Raw genomic sequence first — 16347 nt, 5'->3', positions numbered from 1 at the left:
AGCGCGATGGTGGCGGAGTGAGGACAAAGTAGTCTCAGGTAGGAACAAACGAGCGCAATGGTGGCGGAGTGAGGTCAAAGTAGTCCCAGATAGGAACAAACGAGCGCGATGGTGGCAGCGTGCTGACAAAGTAGTCTCAGATAGGAACAAACGAGCGCGATGGTGGCGGCGTGCGTACAAAGTAGTCTCAGGTAGGAACAAGCGAGCGCAATGGTAGTGGTGTGCGTACAAAGTAGTCTCAGGTAGGAACAAACGAGCGCAATGGTGGCGGAGTGAGGTCAAAGTAGTCTCAGATAGGAACAAACGAGCGCGATGGTGGCGGAGTGAGGACAAAGTAGTCTCAAGTAGGAACAAACGAGCGCAATGGTGGCGGAGTAAGGTCAAAGTAGTCTCAGATAGGAACAAACGAGCGCGATGGTGGCGGAGTGAGGACAAAGTAGTCTCAGATAGGAACAAACGAGCGCAATGGTGGCGGAGTGAGGACAAAGTAGTCTCAGGTAGGAACAAACGAGCGCGATCGTAGTGGTGTGCGGACAAAGTAGTCTCAGGTAGGAACAAACGAGCGCAATGGTGGCGGCGTGCGGACAAAGTAGTCTCGGATAGGAACAATGCCGCTTCTCCGGGGCGGCAGGGGGCGCGACACGAGGCGGACGTGTGCCATCCCCCGCTTACTCGCCGCCCCGCGCCTTGATCGTCCTGGCGTACTCCGACGGCGTCATGCCGACGGTCTGCTTGAAGTGACGGGAAAAGTAGTGGACGCTGCTGTAGCCGAGCAGGTTGGCGATCTCGGTCAGGTTGTAAAACTCCTCGCGGATATATGCCTTGGCGCGCTCGATCCGCAGCCGGTTGAGGTAGGCGATGATGCCCATGCCGACGGTCCGCTTGAACAGGATGTTGAGCTGCGTCCGGCTCATGCTGAATTCCGCGGACAAGCTGTCCAGCGTGACCTTGTCCGACAGATGCCGCTCGAGATAGGCGATGATGCGCTGTCCCATGTGCGCGCTCTGATTTTCCGTCGTCGTGGACAACAGACGCCCCGCTTGCTGCCCGCCCGTCCGTGCGCGCCGGATGATGAGGATCAGCAGCTGCTCCAGGTACAGCTTGAACAGCTGCTCCGAGGCGAACGCGGCATCTGGACGGGGCGTGATCGGATATTGATTGAGGCCGAAGCTGTCCAGGCCTTCCTTCATGAGCCGCGCGAGCACCGCATGCTCGTCCCGCCCGATGCGGAACAGCTTGTTCTCGTCGAAAAAGCCCATGGCTTCGTCGTCACAGCGGAAGGTGACGATGAACAGGTTGGGCGCCTTGCTGCCCGTGCTCTCGAGCTGATGGAATTCGTTGGGACTATGCACGAGAATGTTGCCCTGGTTCAGCCGGTAATACCCCGATCCGGTGTTCGCGTTCACCTCGCCCTTGTCGACGTATACGATCTCCCAGAAATCGTGGCTCTCCGCGATATACTGCTCCCGATTGGACTGCTCGAAGTAGTAGCAGGTGTATATGTCGTTCACGACGATCTGCTGGCGCAGGCGGTGCTTGATAAAGTCCATCGTCCGTCCCCTCCGAGCTTAAGTATAAATATTCCGTCCGATTATGCAAACCAATGTGCAACTATGCCGACATATTTTCTAAATCAACGGTTTATGGAAAACGCTATGATGGGGCTAACGGGCCGCCGTATCGCGGCCAGGACGCTCATCGCGACCACAGTCGAAGCAGGAGGGAATATTCAGATGGAGATCGGCGTCATTCATACGATCGATACGGGCGCGCAGGGCAATATGTTCAGCGCGGTCGCCGAATACGGATTTGGCGTATGCCAGCTCAGCTCGTGGAACATGGCGGACTGCACGCCGGAGGTGGCAGCGCGGGTCGTCAAGGAATCGCGCGAGGCAGGCGTGCGCATATGTGCAGTATGGGCGGGGGTGCCGGGACCGGCGGAGTGGAACTTCACGCAGGGGCCGCTGACGCTCGGGCTGGTGCCGGAGACTTACCGCGCGGAGCGGATCGAGGCGCTGAAGAAGTGGGCGGACTTCGCGGCATCGATCGGCGCGCCGGCGATCATCACCCATGTCGGGTTCATCCCGGAGAATATGACCGATCCGGCCTACCCGCCGGTCGTGGAAGCGATCCGCGAAGTGGCTGCGTATTGCGAGCGCAAAGGGATCGGCTTCTGGTTCGAGACGGGGCAGGAGACGCCTGTCGTGCTGCTGCGCACGATCCAGCGGGTCGGCACGTCCAATCTGGGCATCAACCTCGACCCGGCCAACCTGATCCTGTACGGCAAAGGCAATCCGATCGACGCGCTGGACACGATCGGCGACTACGTGCGCAACATTCACGTGAAGGATGGACTCTATCCGACGGACGGCGACAATCTAGGCGAGGAAGTCCGCGCCGGCACGGGCAAGGTGAACTTCCCCGCATTCGTGCGCAAGCTGCGTGAGATCGGCTTCGCGGGCGATTATATCATCGAGCGCGAGATCACCGGCGAAGCTCAGCGGCAGGACATCCTGCGCACGACGGACGATCTGAAGCAGTGGCTGCAGCAGGCTTAGTCTCCGGCGCAGATGGCTGCAAGCGAGTGGCTGCGAGGTTATAGTTATAGTGCGGCTGTCTGCTGCCAGCGAACGAAGACCGTCAGGGCGACCCCCGAACGGTCTTTTTTTGGCATGCCAGAAATCAAATCTCATCGACGCCCGGCCAACGAAGAAGCCGTGTCTACCCACGCAACCGCAGCCACAGTCAAAACAAGCGATTGTACAAGTTATTCAACCCAAGCATGCGCGTGACGGCATCATAAACTATTACTAATCCAAAAGGTTAGGAGGTGCCAAGCCCTATGAAATATACAGGCGACCAGGCCTTCATCAAACAAAATCCGCAGCTTCCGATTCAAACATCAAGCAGGCGCGGATCGGGGCGCCCAGCCAAAGGCGTATTCAGCCGTACGTCGGGAGGCTCGTTCAGTGCTGCGGGACGAGCATTGCAGACCGACAGCTGCAGGGGTGTCCTCAAAAAGGAGAGAGGAGGGGATATCGGTGGGAGCCGAAGCCATATTAAGTCGAATTTCAGTAGGGACGGTCGTTGCGGAGATTGCGATTAAGGGCGGGATTTTCCTGCTCGGAGCCAAGTGGGCGGGGTTCGATGCCGGCAATGCCGTATTTGTCGTCCCGGCAGCGGGTCTGGTATTCATACCGATCTCCGAGATCGTAGCGGTCGTCCTCTAAATATTGCGGGACAAGCCGAGAACCCGGCCAATCAGAGGGAGGGGAGCTGCCCTGCCATGAATAGCAATCCTGAGAACTGTCCTGAATACGGAGCCGTCGGAGCGCTGTACGATAATCATGTGAACATGGCATGCATCGATCAATCGAGCAACCCTGCTGTTGGCGGACAGCAGGGTTGTTTTTGCGCCATAGCACCGTTATATTGACATGCTTCGTCAAAGGGCGGCCGGCGCGAAGCATATACGCTCCGATCGCTCATACCCTAGTCATATATGCATGGGGAGGGACTGTGGTTGAACGTTGCGGAATACGGCTGGGCAAGAGCCGTCCGTTCGTATGGCAGCCTGCCGCTCTTGTTCGCGCGAAATGAAGGCCAATTCGACGAAAATACGCGCTTCGCGGCACAAGAGGGAAGGTTCAGATGCGCGCTTGAAGCGGATCGTATGGTCATGACCTTCTTCGAGAGCAGGTCGAAGCGGGAAGACGAGGAGATCGTCGAGGGCTTCGTCCTGGCGCTGCGCTTCGAGGGCCGGGGCGGCACGGGCGAGCCGGAAGGGGTATGGCGGGACCCGGGCAAATACAACTATCTCCGCGGCGGGGACAGCTCGCGTCATATCCAGGGCGTGGACCTGTATCGGAGCGTCGCCTACCGGGAATTGTGGCCGGGCATCGACATGGCCGTCCAAGGGCGGGGCGGCAAGCTCAAGTTCGACTGGCTGCTGCGGCCGGGCGCACATGCGGAGGATATCCGGTTCGCCTACGAAGGCAGCGGCGGCGCGCGGATCGACGAGGCGGGCGATCTGCTCCTCGACACGCCGTTCGGTCAGATCGCAGATCGTGCCCCCGTCGCCTATCAGGAGGCGGAGGGCCGGCGCCTGGAGATCGGCTGCCGGTACAGGACGGAGCCTCGTCCCGAAGGCGGCGCCTGGATCGGATTCGAGCTGACGGAGCCTTATGACGGCAGCCTGCCGCTCGTCATCGATCCGGTCATTGAATATTCGACCTATCTGGGCGGATCGGGCACGGAGGAAGGCAACGCGATCGCCGTGGATGGCGCAGGTTTCGCTTATGTGACAGGGAGCACGGTGTCGGCGGACTTTCCCGTGACGCCGGGCGCGTTTCAGACGATGCTGCGGGGCGCCGAGGACTTCTTCGTCACCAAACTTAATCCGACTGGCACCGGACTCGTCTACTCTACCTATATCGGCGGCAGCGCCAGGGACATCGGGCAAGCCATCGCGGTGGACGCGGGGGGCCATGCCTATGTGACGGGCTCCTGCTTCTCCGGCGATTATCCGACGACGCCGGGTGCCTTCCAGCCTGTCGTCGCTTCGGCGAGAGCACATGCGGTCGTCACCAAGCTGAGTCCGGACGGCGGCTCGCTTGTCTACTCCACCTACTTGGGCGGGACGGGCGGGGACAGCGGCTACGGCATCGCCGTCGATGCCGCCGGCGAGGCGTACGTGGTCGGACAGACGGACTCGCCGGACTTCCCGGTGACGCCGGGCGCCCTCATAACGACGAATCCGTCGTCGATCCCGATCGCGTTCGTGACCAAGCTGAACGCCGCGGGCTCGGCTCTCGTCTACTCGACGTATCTGGGCGGCCGAGGCACGACCGATGCGCTCGGCATCGCCGTAGACGCGGCAGGCAATGCCTTTATCGGCGGCCAGACGGTGGCGCCCGATTTTCCGACGACGCCGGGCGCGTTCCAGACGACCTTGCAGGGCGATATCGACGGCTTCGTCGCGAAGCTGAATCCGACGGGGACGGCGCTCGTGTATTCGACCATACTCGGCTCTCCGGGCAATGACGACATCAACGGCATCGCGATCGACGATGCGGGCAATGCCTATGTGACCGGCCAGTCGACGTCGCCGGACTTTCCCTTGACGCCGGGCGCGTTCGTCACGCCGCTGGGCATTCGCCGGGTATTCGTCACCAAGCTGAATCCGGCCGGCACGGGATTGATCTACTCCGCGCTGATCGGCGGGCACGGCTCGAATACCCCTTTTGGCATCACGCTCAACGCTGCCCGCGAAGCGATCGTCACCGGGCAGACGACGTCCAACGATTATCCGGTGACGCCCGATGCGTTCCAGCCTTTCCTGAACGGGGAAGCCGATGCATTCGTGACCGTGCTCGACCCGTTCGGGTCGTCGCTGTCCTACTCGACCTATCTCGGCGGCAGCGCGACCGATCTGGGCAACGGCGTGGCCGTCGACCCGGCCGGCGATATTTATGTGACAGGCCAGACGTTTTCCTACGACTTCCCGACGACGCCCGGCGCCTTCCAGCCCGTCAGGAGAGGGATCGACGCGTTTGTGACGAAGTTCGGGAGTCGGGCTATGCTGAAGCTGAACAAGTTCACCGACCGCTTCGAGGTGCGGCCGGGCGAGCATGTACGTTATTTTATCGAGCTGCTGAATGAAGGCGTGCCGCTCACGAACGTCATCGTCGAGGACCCGCAGCTCGGCTTCTTCACAGTGCTGCCCGAGCTCTTTCCCTTCGAGATACAGGTGTTCGTCGTCGACTTCGTGGTACCGCCGGATCATCCGCCCGGCATTATCGTCAATGAAGTGTTTGCGCGCGCGGATCAGCTGCGGGACCCGGTGTCGGCGATCGCGCATATCCGGGTCGTCGAGACCCCGAGGCTATTCGCTGCGAAAACGGTCAGCCCGCCCGCCGCTATCCCCGGCCAGACGGTAACCTTCACGATCACGCTGAGGAACGGAGGCAATACGGAGCTGATCAACGTCCGGATCTTCGATCCGTTCCTCGGCTTCGACCAGTTCATCGGCAACCTGGCGCAGGGCACGAGCTTCCAGATCGATTGGCCGTTCACGATTCCGCAGGGTCAGGAGATCGGACTGACAATCGCCAACGTAGCCGAGATCACGGCCGACAATCTGCCGGATCCGGAGCGCGTAGGCACGGCGGTCGAGGTGCTGCCCGCGCCGCGGCTCGGCTTGGCGAAGTCCGCGGACAGAATCGCCGTGCTGCCGGGCGAGTCCATCCTGTTCACGCTTGAAGTGGAGAACACGGGCAACGTCGTCCTGACGAATGTCGTCATCGCGGACGATACGATCGGTATGGACTTCCGGGTGCCGAGCCTCGCGATCGGCGAGACGCGTTCCTTTGAGGTGCCGTTCCTCGTGCCGCTTGAGACGCCGCCGCAGACGTATACGAATACGGCGACCGCGACGAGCGATCAGACGCCGTCGACGACCGCGAGCTTCGACGTGCGCGTCATCGCCGCACCGCTGCTCGGCGTCCGCAAGCTGCCTTCCGTGACCTCGGCCGCGCCGCGGCATACGCTGCAGTACACCATCATCATCGACAACATCGGCAACGTGCCGCTCACGGACGTCCGGCTGGACGATCCGCTGCTCGGCTTCAGCCGCACCGTGCCCCGTCTGGCCGTCGGCGAGCGCCTCGAATTCGCCGTCCCGTACACGATCCCGCGGTCGGCGCCGGTCGGCTCGGACATCGTCAATCAGTTGACCGCCACGGCCGTGGAGACGGGGGCACAGCAGGTCAGCGCGATTGTCGCAGTCGCGGCCGTCGGGCTGACCGTGGCAAAGGTCGCGGATCGCACGACGGCCGCGCCCGGCGACACGATCGTCTATACGCTGACGGTGACCAACGCGCTCGCGGCCGCACAGACAGGCATCGCGCTGAGCGATCCGCTGCTCGGCATCCTCGAGACGCTCCCGACGCTGGCGCCGGGAGCGACCGTGACCCGGACCGGCTCGTATGTCGTGCCCGCCGGCGCGCCGAACGGCAGTGTGATCGACAACGAATGGACGGCCTCGTCCGATCAGACGCCGCCGCAGACTGCGGCGGCCGCGGTCGTCGTCATCTCCGTGCCGGACGCGCCGACGACGCTCGCCGTCACGAAGCGGCCGGACCGGAATGTGGCCGCGCCGGGCGAGACGATTCGGTATGCGGTGGCGGTGACCAATACGGGCGCCAATCCTGCGACCGGGGTCAGCGTCGCCGACTCGCTGACCGGCGCGGTCGTCGCGATCGCCGTCATCGCGCCGGGTGCGACGACCGAGGTCGAGCTCGCGTATACCGTGTCAGCGGCAGCAGTGCAGGGGACAGAGATCGCCAATCGCGTCACAGTGAACTGGCTGGAGAACCAGAGCGGATCGCCGGCGACGAGCGAGGCCCGCGTCGTCGTGGCGCTGCCGTCCACGCTGCTCTCCATCGAGGTCGAGGCGACGCCGGACGTCGCACGACCGGGGGAGACCGTCATCAAGACGATCCGGATCGTCAATGTGTCGGATCGGACACTGACGGATGTGCCCAATCGTACGCTGACCCACGTACGCGTCATCGACAATCTGCTCGGCTTCAGCACCGTCATGCCGGCGCTCGGGCCGGGGGAATCCCGCATCCTGACGCTGCCGTTCAAGATTCCGGCGAACGCCGTCGGCGGCCAAATTTTCCGCAACGACGTCAACGTCTTCTCGGACCAGTCGCCGCTGCAGCAGGCATCGGTCGACATCGTGGCGGCTTCGCTGCCGGACGTGCTGCTGACCGAGACTGTGGACCGCGCGGAGGGCCGTCCGGGCGACATCGTTCATTTTACGATCACGCTGCGCAATACGGGTAACGTCGACCTGCTGAACGGTGTGCTGACGGCGCGCCTGCTGGATCTGTTCGTCCGGATCGAGCGCTTCGATATCGGTGCGGAGGAGATTATCCGCGTGCCGTTCCGGCTGCCGGACGTCGAGGACGACACCGTCATTGCGAGCCCCGTGACCTTCAGCGCGGACAACGGGCCAAAGCGCACGGCGACGGCCTCGGTGCGCGTGATCGCGGAGGAGGAGGAATAGGGGCAGGAATCGGAGCATGGATAGGGAAGGCAGGCCGGGTTCCCGGGAGGAATCCGGCTTCATCTATGTCCCAGCTGCCGCTGCCGCACAAAATTTATCCGCAGCCGTATGGGCTTGCTCCATCATATTGTCTTTAATGGACGCGCTGAGGGAAGGCGATGCGGCGCGCATCGTCGGGATGCTCGCCGAGAGCATCCACAATGATGCCAAGCCCGGCTCTCGGGAAAAAGCCAAGCAGGACATGCGCGGCAGAACATGCTCGGAGGCTCGCTTAAGCATCGCGGCCCGGCGCTGCAGGTCATGCGGGGACGCTGTGGGGCAGTGGAGCTTCTCACTGCGCCTATCGCTGGCTGCCGCTGCGCCGCTCGCCCGCGCCTCAACCCCGCCTCAACCCCGCCGCATCCGCCCGATCTCCGCGAAGATCGCGGCGACGCCCTCGTCGATCCGCTCCTCGCCGATCTGCGCGATGCTGAGCTGGAGCATGGGCCACTTGACGAACCCGCGCAGGAAGCACGCATCGGCGTCCCGCGTCTCGATCCTCCGCTTGGCGAGCCGGTCGACGAGCGTCTCCGGGCGCAGCGAAGCCGGCAGCGCCAGATGCGTGTGCATGCCCGACTCGGGCCGCATATGCCGCACGTCCGGCGTATCGTTGCAGGCGTCCATCGCCCGGACGAGCCGCTGCATCCGGCTGCGGTAGGCTTCCGAGATCGCGCGCCGCCGCCGGGCGAACATCCCGCTCTGGATGTAGATCTCGAGCGCCGCCTGCGACAGCATGGAGCTGTCGATATCGGCGAACCGCTTGTGCTTGGCGAAGACGGCCTGCAGGTCGGGCGGCAGCACGGCGACGCCTACGCGGAGGCCGGGGAACAAAATCTTGGAGTAGCTCTTCAGATAGACGACATGCGAAGAATCGTAGGCATAAATCGGGTCGGCCTTCGGATCGGTCTCCAGGTCCGCGAGATAGTCGTCCTCCACGACGATGACGTCATAGCGCCGCGCCAGCTCGGCGATCGCCTTCTTGGTCCCGGCAGCGTACGAGGAGCCGAGCGGGTTCTGGAACCGCGGGATTGTGTAGAAAAACTTGATGTCGCCCGTCCGGAACAGCGTCTCCAACTCGTCCAGATCGATGCCCGTCTCCGTCCGCGCGATGCCCTGCACGGGCACGCCGAGCAGCTCCAGCATTTCGATGAAGATCGCATAGGTCGGCTGCTCGACCAGCACGGTCCGCTTGCCGGAGGGGAAGGTCATGGCCGTCAGGATGGACAGCGCCTGCTGCACGCCGGAGGTGATCGAGATCCGATCCGCGGGTGCGAACACCTGATAGGACGCGAGATGCCTGCTCAGCACCTGGAGCAAGGACGGGAGCCCCTGGGGCGTGCCGTAGGTGAACAGATGGTTGCGGTAGCGGTCGATGGCCTTGTTGATGCAGTGCTGGAAGTCGATATACGGAAAAACATCCGGGTCCGGCGCGACGGCCGAGAGGTTCAACGAGACGGCAGAGGAGGCGGAGGTTTCCTCCCGTCGCTGCAGCACGGCGTAGTAGCCGCTCTGCGGGACGGAATATAGCAAATGGCGCTTCTCCAGCTCGGCGTACGCGCGGATGACCGTGCTCTTGCTGCATTCGTACGCCGCCGCAGCCTCCCGGATGGACGGCAGCTTCTGCCCGCCGCGCAGACGGCCGTCCTCGATTTTTTGTTCGATATCGCGCATCAGCGCTTCGTATCTCATCATGGTCGATCGACTCCCAGCATGCGAATTGTACCGGTACAGTTTGAGTATAAATGGATGGCTCGAAGCAGCCCGATGTCTTATGCTGGAAACACGAAGTGATGCCGGCCGGCACAGCAATCGGACACGAGGAGGAAAGGCCATGACGACACCGGCAAGCGAAAAAAGCTCCGCAGCCACCTATACGTTGGCTTTATTATACGCGATCATCATCGGATTTTCCTTCATGTTCACGAAGCTCGCGCTGCAGCATGCCGACCCGCTCGACATGCTCGCCTACCGGTTCGCGCTGTCCTACGCCGTGCTCGCCGTCCCGGCGCGTCTGGGCTGGATTCGTATCCCGAAGCCGGAGCCGGGGACGAGCCGCCGGCCGCTGCTGCTGGTCGGCCTGATCTATCCGACTGCCTTCTTCGCCTTCCAGGCGATCGGGATCTCCGCCTCGACGACGTCGGGCGCAGGCGTCTTCTCGTCGACCGCCCCGATCTTCGCGCTGCTGCTCGGCGCGCTGATGTTGAAGGAACGGGCGAGCCTGTTCCAAATGCTGTCCGTGCTCGTCTCGATCGGCGGCCTCGTATTTATGACAAGCGCCGGAGGCAGCGGGCTCCAGGGGATGAGCGTGCTCGGCGGCACGATGATGCTGCTGTCGGCGGCCATGCTGGCGCTGTACGGCGTGCTGGTTCGGCGGCACAGAGCCGCGTACACCGCCATCCAGCTCAGCTATGCGATGATGCGGACCGGCTGCATGATCTTCGTCGCGCTGGCGCTGGTCCGCCACGCGGTACAGGGAACGATGCCCGCGCTGCTCGCGCCATCTTCCGCACCGGGCTTCTGGCTGCCGCTGCTGTATATCGCGATCATGTCATCGCTCGTATCGTCTTGGCTGTCCAACGTCGCACTGGCCCGGATCGAAGCGTTCAAGGTGAGCCTGTTCACCAATCTCGGCAACCTGATATCGATCCTGTCGGGCGTACTGCTGATGGGCGATCACTGGAGCGGGGCGCAGACGATCGGTTCGATCTGCCTGCTGGCGGGCGTCATCGGCGCCAACTACCGCGGCTTCGGGCGGCGGCGCGATCGGCCTGCGGCCAAGGGCGAGACGGCGGCTCCGCCCTCCGCACAAGCGGGAGCGGGATCGGCTCGCCTCGCACGGACAGAGCCGACGCGTGCCGCCGCTGCTGCGAATGCTCCATCCACATCCATATCCCCGGAGGTCGATATCAGATGAGAATTGCAGTTGCAGGCGCCACCGGCGCCATCGGACAGCCGTTGATCCCGATGCTGCTGGCAGCCGGTCACGAAGTGACGGGCTTCACCCGCCGCCCCGAGAAGGCGGCCGAGCTCAAGCGGCTGGGCATGCGGGCGGTCGTGCTCGACGCGCTCGACCGGGATTCCGTCTTCGCGGCGGTGCGCGAGGCTGAGCCGGAGACGGTCATTCATCAGCTGACGTCGCTTGGCGAGCGCGACTTCGGCAGCAACTCGCGCATCCGGATCGAGGGGACGCGCAATCTCGTCGACGCCGCGCTGGCTGCGGGCGCGCGGCGGATGATCGCGCAGAGCATCTGCTGGGCGTATGCGCCGGGCGAGGGTCCCGCGAGCGAGGAGGAGCCGCTCGACCTGGACGCGCCGCCGCCGCGCAGCGCCACCATCCAGGGCGTGCACGCCCTGGAGAGCGCGGCTGCGGACATGCCCGAAGCGGTGATCCTCCGCTACGGGCTGTTCTACGGGCCGGGCACCTGGTATGCCCGGGACGGCTTCATGGCGGACCAGGCGCGGCTCGGCGCGCTGCCCGCCACCGACGGCACGGCGTCGTTCGTCCACGTGGACGACGCCGCACGGGCGGCACTGCTCGCGCTGGACTGGCCGTCCGGCGCGGTGAACATCGCGGACGACCGCCCGGCGCCGGGCAGCGAGTGGCTGCCGTATTATGCGGCGCTGCTGGGCGCGCCCGCGCCGGAGCGGCAGCCGGGCGCCGCCCGCGGCGAGCGCGGCGCGGATAACGCCAAGGCCAGGCGGCTCGGCTGGCAGCCGCGCTATGCCGACTGGCGGGACGGCTTCGCGGCGACGCTCGGCTGATAGCAGCGCCTTGCCCGGAGGCTGCGGCGGGCGGGCTTCGCAGCGATGCGCCATCGACGGCGGCGGCCGGCGGCTCTGCTGAAGGATAGCCATTATGCGCCACATTTCAAAAAAACAGCACGATGCCTCATTCACATTCGGGACAAATGCTTCTATACTAAGTTAATAATGATAATCAATATCACTTGTATAGGAGCTACTGAATAAATATGTCCTCACGACTCGCGCAATTTGCTACGATCTTACTTATTGTTTTCCTGCTGGCCGCTTGCGGCGATTCCGGCGACAAGGGCGGGGCGAGCAGCCAGACGGCGTCCGCCGCCGCAACGGCGCAGCCGTCCGCAAGCCCGGCCGCGAGCGAAGCGGATGGCCGTCTGCTCACGGACGCGGATGGGCACGAGGTCCGTGTGCCCGACCATCCGCAGCGAATCGTCGCACCGTTCCTCGAAGACCCGCTGTCCGCGCTCGGCATGAAGCCCGTGGCCCAGTGGGGCGCGGGGGGCGTGCCGCAGCAATATTTGCAAGACAAGCTCTCGGATGTACCGGTCCTGCGCATGGACGACGGGCTCAAGCCCGAGGAGGTGCTCTCCTACAACCCGGACCTCATCATCTTCCTGACGTCGGCCTACGCGCCGAGCGGCAGCTACGAGCAGTTCGCCAAGATCGCGCCGACGTTCGTGCTGTCCACCTCGGATGCGGACTGGCGGGGCAATCTGGAGAAGCTCGGAGCGCTGCTGAACGAGCAGGACGCCGCCGCGGCTGCGCTGGCTCGCTACGACGAGAAGCTGGCGGACGCGAAGGCCAAGCTCGGCAGTCTGCCGTCGGAGAAGACGGCGGTGCTGCTGCAAGCTGCCGACAAGGGCTTCAAGCTGTTCGGCTCCGACTTCTACGGCGGCGTGACGTTGTATCAGGCGCTGGGCTTCGGCCAGCCGGCGGTGCTCAAGGGCAGCTATGAGTCGTATTCGGCCGAGCAACTGGCGGAGCTTGCGGACGTCGATTATATTTTCGTGCTGTCGGGTCCGGGCCGTCAGGCGCCGCCGACCGACAATCCGCTGTGGCAGCAGCTGAAGGCGGTCAAGGAAGGGCATGTGTTCGAGGCGGACTCGGGCTACTGGTTCAACCTGAACTCCATCGCCGGCGGCTTGATCATCGACGATGTGCTGAAAAACGTGCATGAATAGGGACAATAGCGACGACCTGGGGCCACCGGCCCCGGGTTTGCTCTGTTATCGGCTGCTGGATGTCCGCACGATCCGCGATGCGCCCCAGTCGCCATCGACCGAGCGCAGGTTCGTCGAAACGGATACGCGTGCGCTGCTGCTCTCCAACGCGCACGGCGGACAGCTTGTCATCGACGGCCGCATACGGGTGCTGCGGCCGGGCGATCTGTTCGTCTGCCGTCCGGGCCAACTGATCGAGCTGACGAACTATTCGGGACAGCCGCTGGAGCTGCTGCTGCTGTCCTTCGCCGCATTCGGCCCGTCCGGCGAGCATCCCGGCATGCTGACGGCCGTGCCCGCTGACGCGCCGCTGCCGCTGCCGGCGGAGGCGCAGATATCGCCGGCCTCCCTGGCGGGCCAGCTATACGGGGCGATCTGCGCCGGCTGGCGAAGCGGCGCGCCGTCGGACCGGCTGCGCTGCGAAGCCGGACTGCTGGAGCTGCTCGGCTTGGCGCTGCACGATCGGGAGCAGCGGACGGAGCTGGCGCTGGAGGCGGCCAGGCTGGAGCTAGAGCGGCGGTACGCCGACGAGCTGACGATCGACGAGCTGGCGGGCATCGCGGGACTGAGCCGCTACCATTTCATGCGGCTGTTCAAGGAGCGGTACGGCAGAGGCGTCATCGACTACCGGACGGAGCTGAGATTGAGAGCAGCCAAGCGGCTCATGCGGGAGCCGGGCGGCCCTGCGCTGGGGGAGATCGTGTACCGGGTCGGCTACAAGAACGAGAGCTACTTCAGCAGTTTGTTCAAAAAGCAGACCGGTGTCGCGCCGGCCGTCTATCAGCGCAATCAGAAGCGGCGGATCGCGGCCTACAGTTGGATCAACATCGGGCAGTTGCTGGCGCTGCAGACGATCCCGCTCGCGGCGCCGATGGACCAGTATTGGACGGACCGCTACCGCAACCGCTACGATTGCGAGGTCACGACGCGGCTCAGTCATCAATACGAATTCAATCTGGCCGCCTTGCGCGCGGCGAGGCCGGACCGGATCGTGGGCATCGGCGCGTTCATACCCGAGGCGGAGCAAGACCGACTGCGGGAGGTGGCGCCTGCGCTGTTCCTGGATTGGGCGGCGGACTGGCGCGGGCATTTGCGGAGCGTGGCCGGGTTTCTGGAGCTGGAAGCGGAGGCGGCCGGCTGGTTGGACCGCTATGACCGCCGTGCGCAGGAGGTGCGCGAGCGGGTCGGCCGCGTCGTCGGCGCGGACGCTGTCCTGATGCTGAGCGTCGGCGGGCAAGGCGTGTCCGTCTGCGGCCGGCGCGCGGGGACGCTGCTCTACGACGATCTTGGCTGCGCCGTGCCATCCGGGCTGGGGCAGGACTGGTGGGCCAGGCCGATTGAGCCGGAGGAGCTGGCGGGCATCGGGGCGGACCGCATGCTGGTGCGACTGGGGCAGGACGAGGCTGCCAGAACCGCCTGGGAGCGTCTGACGCGAGCGGACACCTGGCGGGACCTGCCCGCCGTCCGCGAGGGCAAGGTGCATGCGCGGGTGCACGACGGTTTTTTTGCGGCGCCCGTCAACGAATATGCGGCCGAGCCGCTGAGCCGAGCCCTGCTCGAGCTGGCCGAGTGGCTCGGAGACGAGCCGCCGTCCGCTGCGCGGCGATCGGCGCGAGGGAGCGTGCAGTGGCGGTGAGCAGCAGCGGCAGCAATAGCAATATGTGTGACGGAGTGCTCCCGTCCTATCGCCTCCGATAAGCGCGGTAAAAGCCGGGCGGCGCCTGCAAAGGCGGCCGTCCGGCTTTTCTTGATAGCGGCGTTGCGGATTTACCGGCCACGCGAGCCGCTGACATCGCTGAAAAACTTGAGCGCGTATAGCGCGGAGACGCCGACGATGATGTAGATGATCCGGGACACGACATCCTCCTGCCCGCCGAACAGATCGGACACCAAATCGTACTTAAACACACCAACCAGCAGCCAGTTCAACCCTCCGATAATCAGCACAGCGAGCGCGACAGCATTCAACGTTTTCAAATCGAGTCAACCCCCTTGGCAAATTTGAAAGCTCGATGTGACACATCCATTTGCAAGTGGAATCTACTCATAAGCTACGCAGAACATATGGCGCTTATGTTACTTCTTAACAAAGAAACAAACGTAGTAGAGGCGATGGCCCTCGCCGCGCGCCGTACAGTCCAATCGCCTCCTGTAGTGGAGGCGATGGCCCTCGCCGCGCGCCGTACAGTCCAATCGCCTCCTGTAGTGGAGGCGATGGCCCTCGCCGCGCGCCAAACGGACCAATCGCCTCCTGTAGTGAAGGCGATGGCCCCCGTCGCGCGCCGTACAGCCCAATCGCCTCCTGTAGTGAAGGCGATGGCCCTCGCCGCTCGCTGTACAGCCCAATCGCCTCCTGTAGTGAAGGCGATGGCCCCCGTCGCGCGCCGTACAGCCCAATCGCCTCCTGTAGTGGAGGCGATGGCCCTCGCCGCGCGCCAAACGGACCAATCGCCTCCTGTAGTGAAGGCGATGGCCCTGGTCGCGCGCCAAACGGACCAATCGCCTCCTGTAGTGAAGGCGATGGCTCTCGCCGTGCGCCAAACGGACCAATCGCCTCCTGTAGTGGGGGCGATTGCCCTCGCCGCGCGCCAAACAGCCCAATCGCCTCCTGTAGTGAAGGCGATGGCCCTCGCCGCGCGCCGTACAGCCCAATCGCCTCCTGTAGTGGAGGCGATGGCCCCCGTCGCGCGCCGTACAGCCCAATCGCCTCCTGTAGTGGAGGCGATGGCCCTCGCCGCGCGCCAAACAGCCCAAACGCCTCCTGTAGTGGAGGCGTTTGGGCTGTTCTACGCAATGCGGCGCTTCTCCGCCAGGCTGCGTCCCGCTCCAGCTTCTCCGCCGACCGCCGCTCCAGCTGCGCCCCGTCGTCGGCCGCCGCTCCAGCTGCGCCCCGTCGCCGGCCGCCGCTCCAGCTGCGCCCCGTCGCCGGCCGCCGCTCCAGCTGCGCCCCGTCGTCGGCCGCCGCTCCAGCTGCGCCCCGTCGCCAGCCGCCGCTCCAGCTGCGCCCCATCGTCGGCCGCCGCTCCAGGCTGCGCCCCGTCGCCGGCCGCCGCTCCAGCTTCGCCCCGTCGCCGGCCGCCGCTCCAGCTTCGCCCCGTCGTCGGCCGCCGCTCCAGGCTGCGCCCCGTCGCCAGCCGCCGCTCCAGCTTCGCCCCATCGTCGGCCGCCGCTCCAACTGCGCCCCGTCGCCAGCCGCCGCTCCAGCTGCGCCCCATCGCCGGCCGCCGCTCCAGGCTGCGCCCCGTCGCCGGC

General features: G+C 64.5%; 11 protein-coding genes. 7 read left to right on the top strand and 4 right to left on the bottom strand.

What is annotated here, in order from left to right:
- Positions 1–668 precede the first annotated feature (668 nt).
- Positions 669–1550, bottom strand: coding sequence for an AraC family transcriptional regulator (locus tag VQ071_RS17020; protein ID WP_340515300.1), 882 nt, complete (start codon positions 1548–1550; stop codon positions 669–671).
- 183 nt (positions 1551–1733) lie between these two features.
- Between VQ071_RS17020 and VQ071_RS17015 the strand changes: the two genes are divergently transcribed.
- From VQ071_RS17015 to VQ071_RS17005, 3 genes are all read left to right on the top strand, one after another.
- Positions 1734–2558 carry a sugar phosphate isomerase/epimerase family protein gene (locus VQ071_RS17015; protein WP_340515299.1) on the top strand — a complete coding sequence of 275 codons (825 nt, stop codon included), beginning with the start codon at positions 1734–1736 and terminating at the stop codon, positions 2556–2558.
- A 483-nt stretch (positions 2559–3041) separates the two neighbouring features.
- Positions 3042–3230 carry a hypothetical protein gene (locus VQ071_RS17010; protein WP_340515298.1) on the top strand — a complete coding sequence of 63 codons (189 nt, stop codon included), beginning with the start codon at positions 3042–3044 and terminating at the stop codon, positions 3228–3230.
- Positions 3231–3523: 293 nt separating this feature from the next.
- A complete protein-coding gene (locus VQ071_RS17005; protein WP_340515297.1) occupies positions 3524–8074 on the top strand; it encodes a DUF7948 domain-containing protein in 4551 nt (1516 codons plus the stop codon).
- 387 nt (positions 8075–8461) lie between these two features.
- On the opposite strand, the gene VQ071_RS17000 is transcribed toward VQ071_RS17005, so the two are convergent.
- The gene (locus VQ071_RS17000) at positions 8462–9805 is read right to left on the bottom strand and encodes an aminotransferase-like domain-containing protein (RefSeq protein ID WP_340515295.1); all 1344 of its coding nucleotides are present in this window, start codon (positions 9803–9805) and stop codon (positions 8462–8464) included.
- A 139-nt stretch (positions 9806–9944) separates the two neighbouring features.
- Between VQ071_RS17000 and VQ071_RS16995 the strand changes: the two genes are divergently transcribed.
- The 4 genes from VQ071_RS16995 to VQ071_RS16980 all read left to right on the top strand — a co-directional run bounded on the left by VQ071_RS16995 (position 9945) and on the right by VQ071_RS16980 (position 14731).
- Positions 9945–11027, top strand: coding sequence for a DMT family transporter (locus VQ071_RS16995; RefSeq protein ID WP_340515294.1), 1083 nt, complete (start codon positions 9945–9947; stop codon positions 11025–11027).
- A complete protein-coding gene (locus VQ071_RS16990) occupies positions 11024–11875 on the top strand; it encodes an NAD-dependent epimerase/dehydratase family protein (RefSeq protein ID WP_340515293.1) in 852 nt (283 codons plus the stop codon). Before VQ071_RS16995 ends, VQ071_RS16990 begins: the two co-directional genes overlap by 4 nt.
- 209 nt (positions 11876–12084) lie before the next feature.
- On the top strand, positions 12085–13056 hold the full coding sequence (locus VQ071_RS16985; RefSeq protein WP_340515292.1) for an ABC transporter substrate-binding protein: 972 nt from the start codon (positions 12085–12087) through the stop codon (positions 13054–13056).
- Entirely contained in the window at positions 13049–14731 is a 1683-nt protein-coding gene (locus tag VQ071_RS16980) for a helix-turn-helix domain-containing protein (RefSeq protein ID WP_340515291.1), read from the top strand. The genes VQ071_RS16985 and VQ071_RS16980 overlap by 8 nt, the downstream gene beginning before the upstream one ends.
- A gap of 131 nt (positions 14732–14862) precedes the next feature.
- Here VQ071_RS16980 and VQ071_RS16975 read toward each other — a convergent pair whose 3' ends face one another.
- Together VQ071_RS16975 and VQ071_RS16970 are read right to left on the bottom strand one after the other, a co-directional pair.
- Positions 14863–15072, bottom strand: coding sequence for a DUF378 domain-containing protein (locus VQ071_RS16975; protein ID WP_340515290.1), 210 nt, complete (start codon positions 15070–15072; stop codon positions 14863–14865).
- Between the two features lie 809 nt (positions 15073–15881).
- Positions 15882–16310 (bottom strand): hypothetical protein, encoded by a 429-nt coding sequence (locus VQ071_RS16970; RefSeq protein WP_340515289.1) that lies wholly within the window; start codon positions 16308–16310, stop codon positions 15882–15884.
- Positions 16311–16347: the final 37 nt, after the last annotated feature.

This window comes from Cohnella sp. 56, from assembly GCF_037963805.1.
Classification (GTDB): Bacteria; Bacillota; Bacilli; order Paenibacillales; family Paenibacillaceae; genus Cohnella.
Note: the sequence above shows the minus strand (reverse complement) of the source record. Positions and strands in the feature narration are given on the sequence as shown.

Excerpts from the sequence above, each read along its gene's own strand:
- VQ071_RS17020 (WP_340515300.1), bottom strand. The coding sequence starts at position 1,550 with ATGGACTTTATCAAGCACCGCCTGCGCCAGCAGATCGTCGTGAACGAC.
- VQ071_RS17015 (WP_340515299.1), top strand. The coding sequence starts at position 1,734 with ATGGAGATCGGCGTCATTCATACGATCGATACGGGCGCGCAGGGCAAT.
- VQ071_RS17000 (WP_340515295.1), bottom strand. The coding sequence starts at position 9,805 with ATGATGAGATACGAAGCGCTGATGCGCGATATCGAACAAAAAATCGAG.
- VQ071_RS16995 (WP_340515294.1), top strand. The coding sequence starts at position 9,945 with ATGACGACACCGGCAAGCGAAAAAAGCTCCGCAGCCACCTATACGTTG.
- VQ071_RS16990 (WP_340515293.1), top strand. The coding sequence starts at position 11,024 with ATGAGAATTGCAGTTGCAGGCGCCACCGGCGCCATCGGACAGCCGTTG.
- VQ071_RS16985 (WP_340515292.1), top strand. The coding sequence starts at position 12,085 with ATGTCCTCACGACTCGCGCAATTTGCTACGATCTTACTTATTGTTTTC.
- VQ071_RS16980 (WP_340515291.1), top strand. The coding sequence starts at position 13,049 with ATGAATAGGGACAATAGCGACGACCTGGGGCCACCGGCCCCGGGTTTG.
- VQ071_RS16970 (WP_340515289.1), bottom strand. The coding sequence starts at position 16,310 with ATGGGGCGCAGCTGGAGCGGCGGCTGGCGACGGGGCGCAGTTGGAGCG.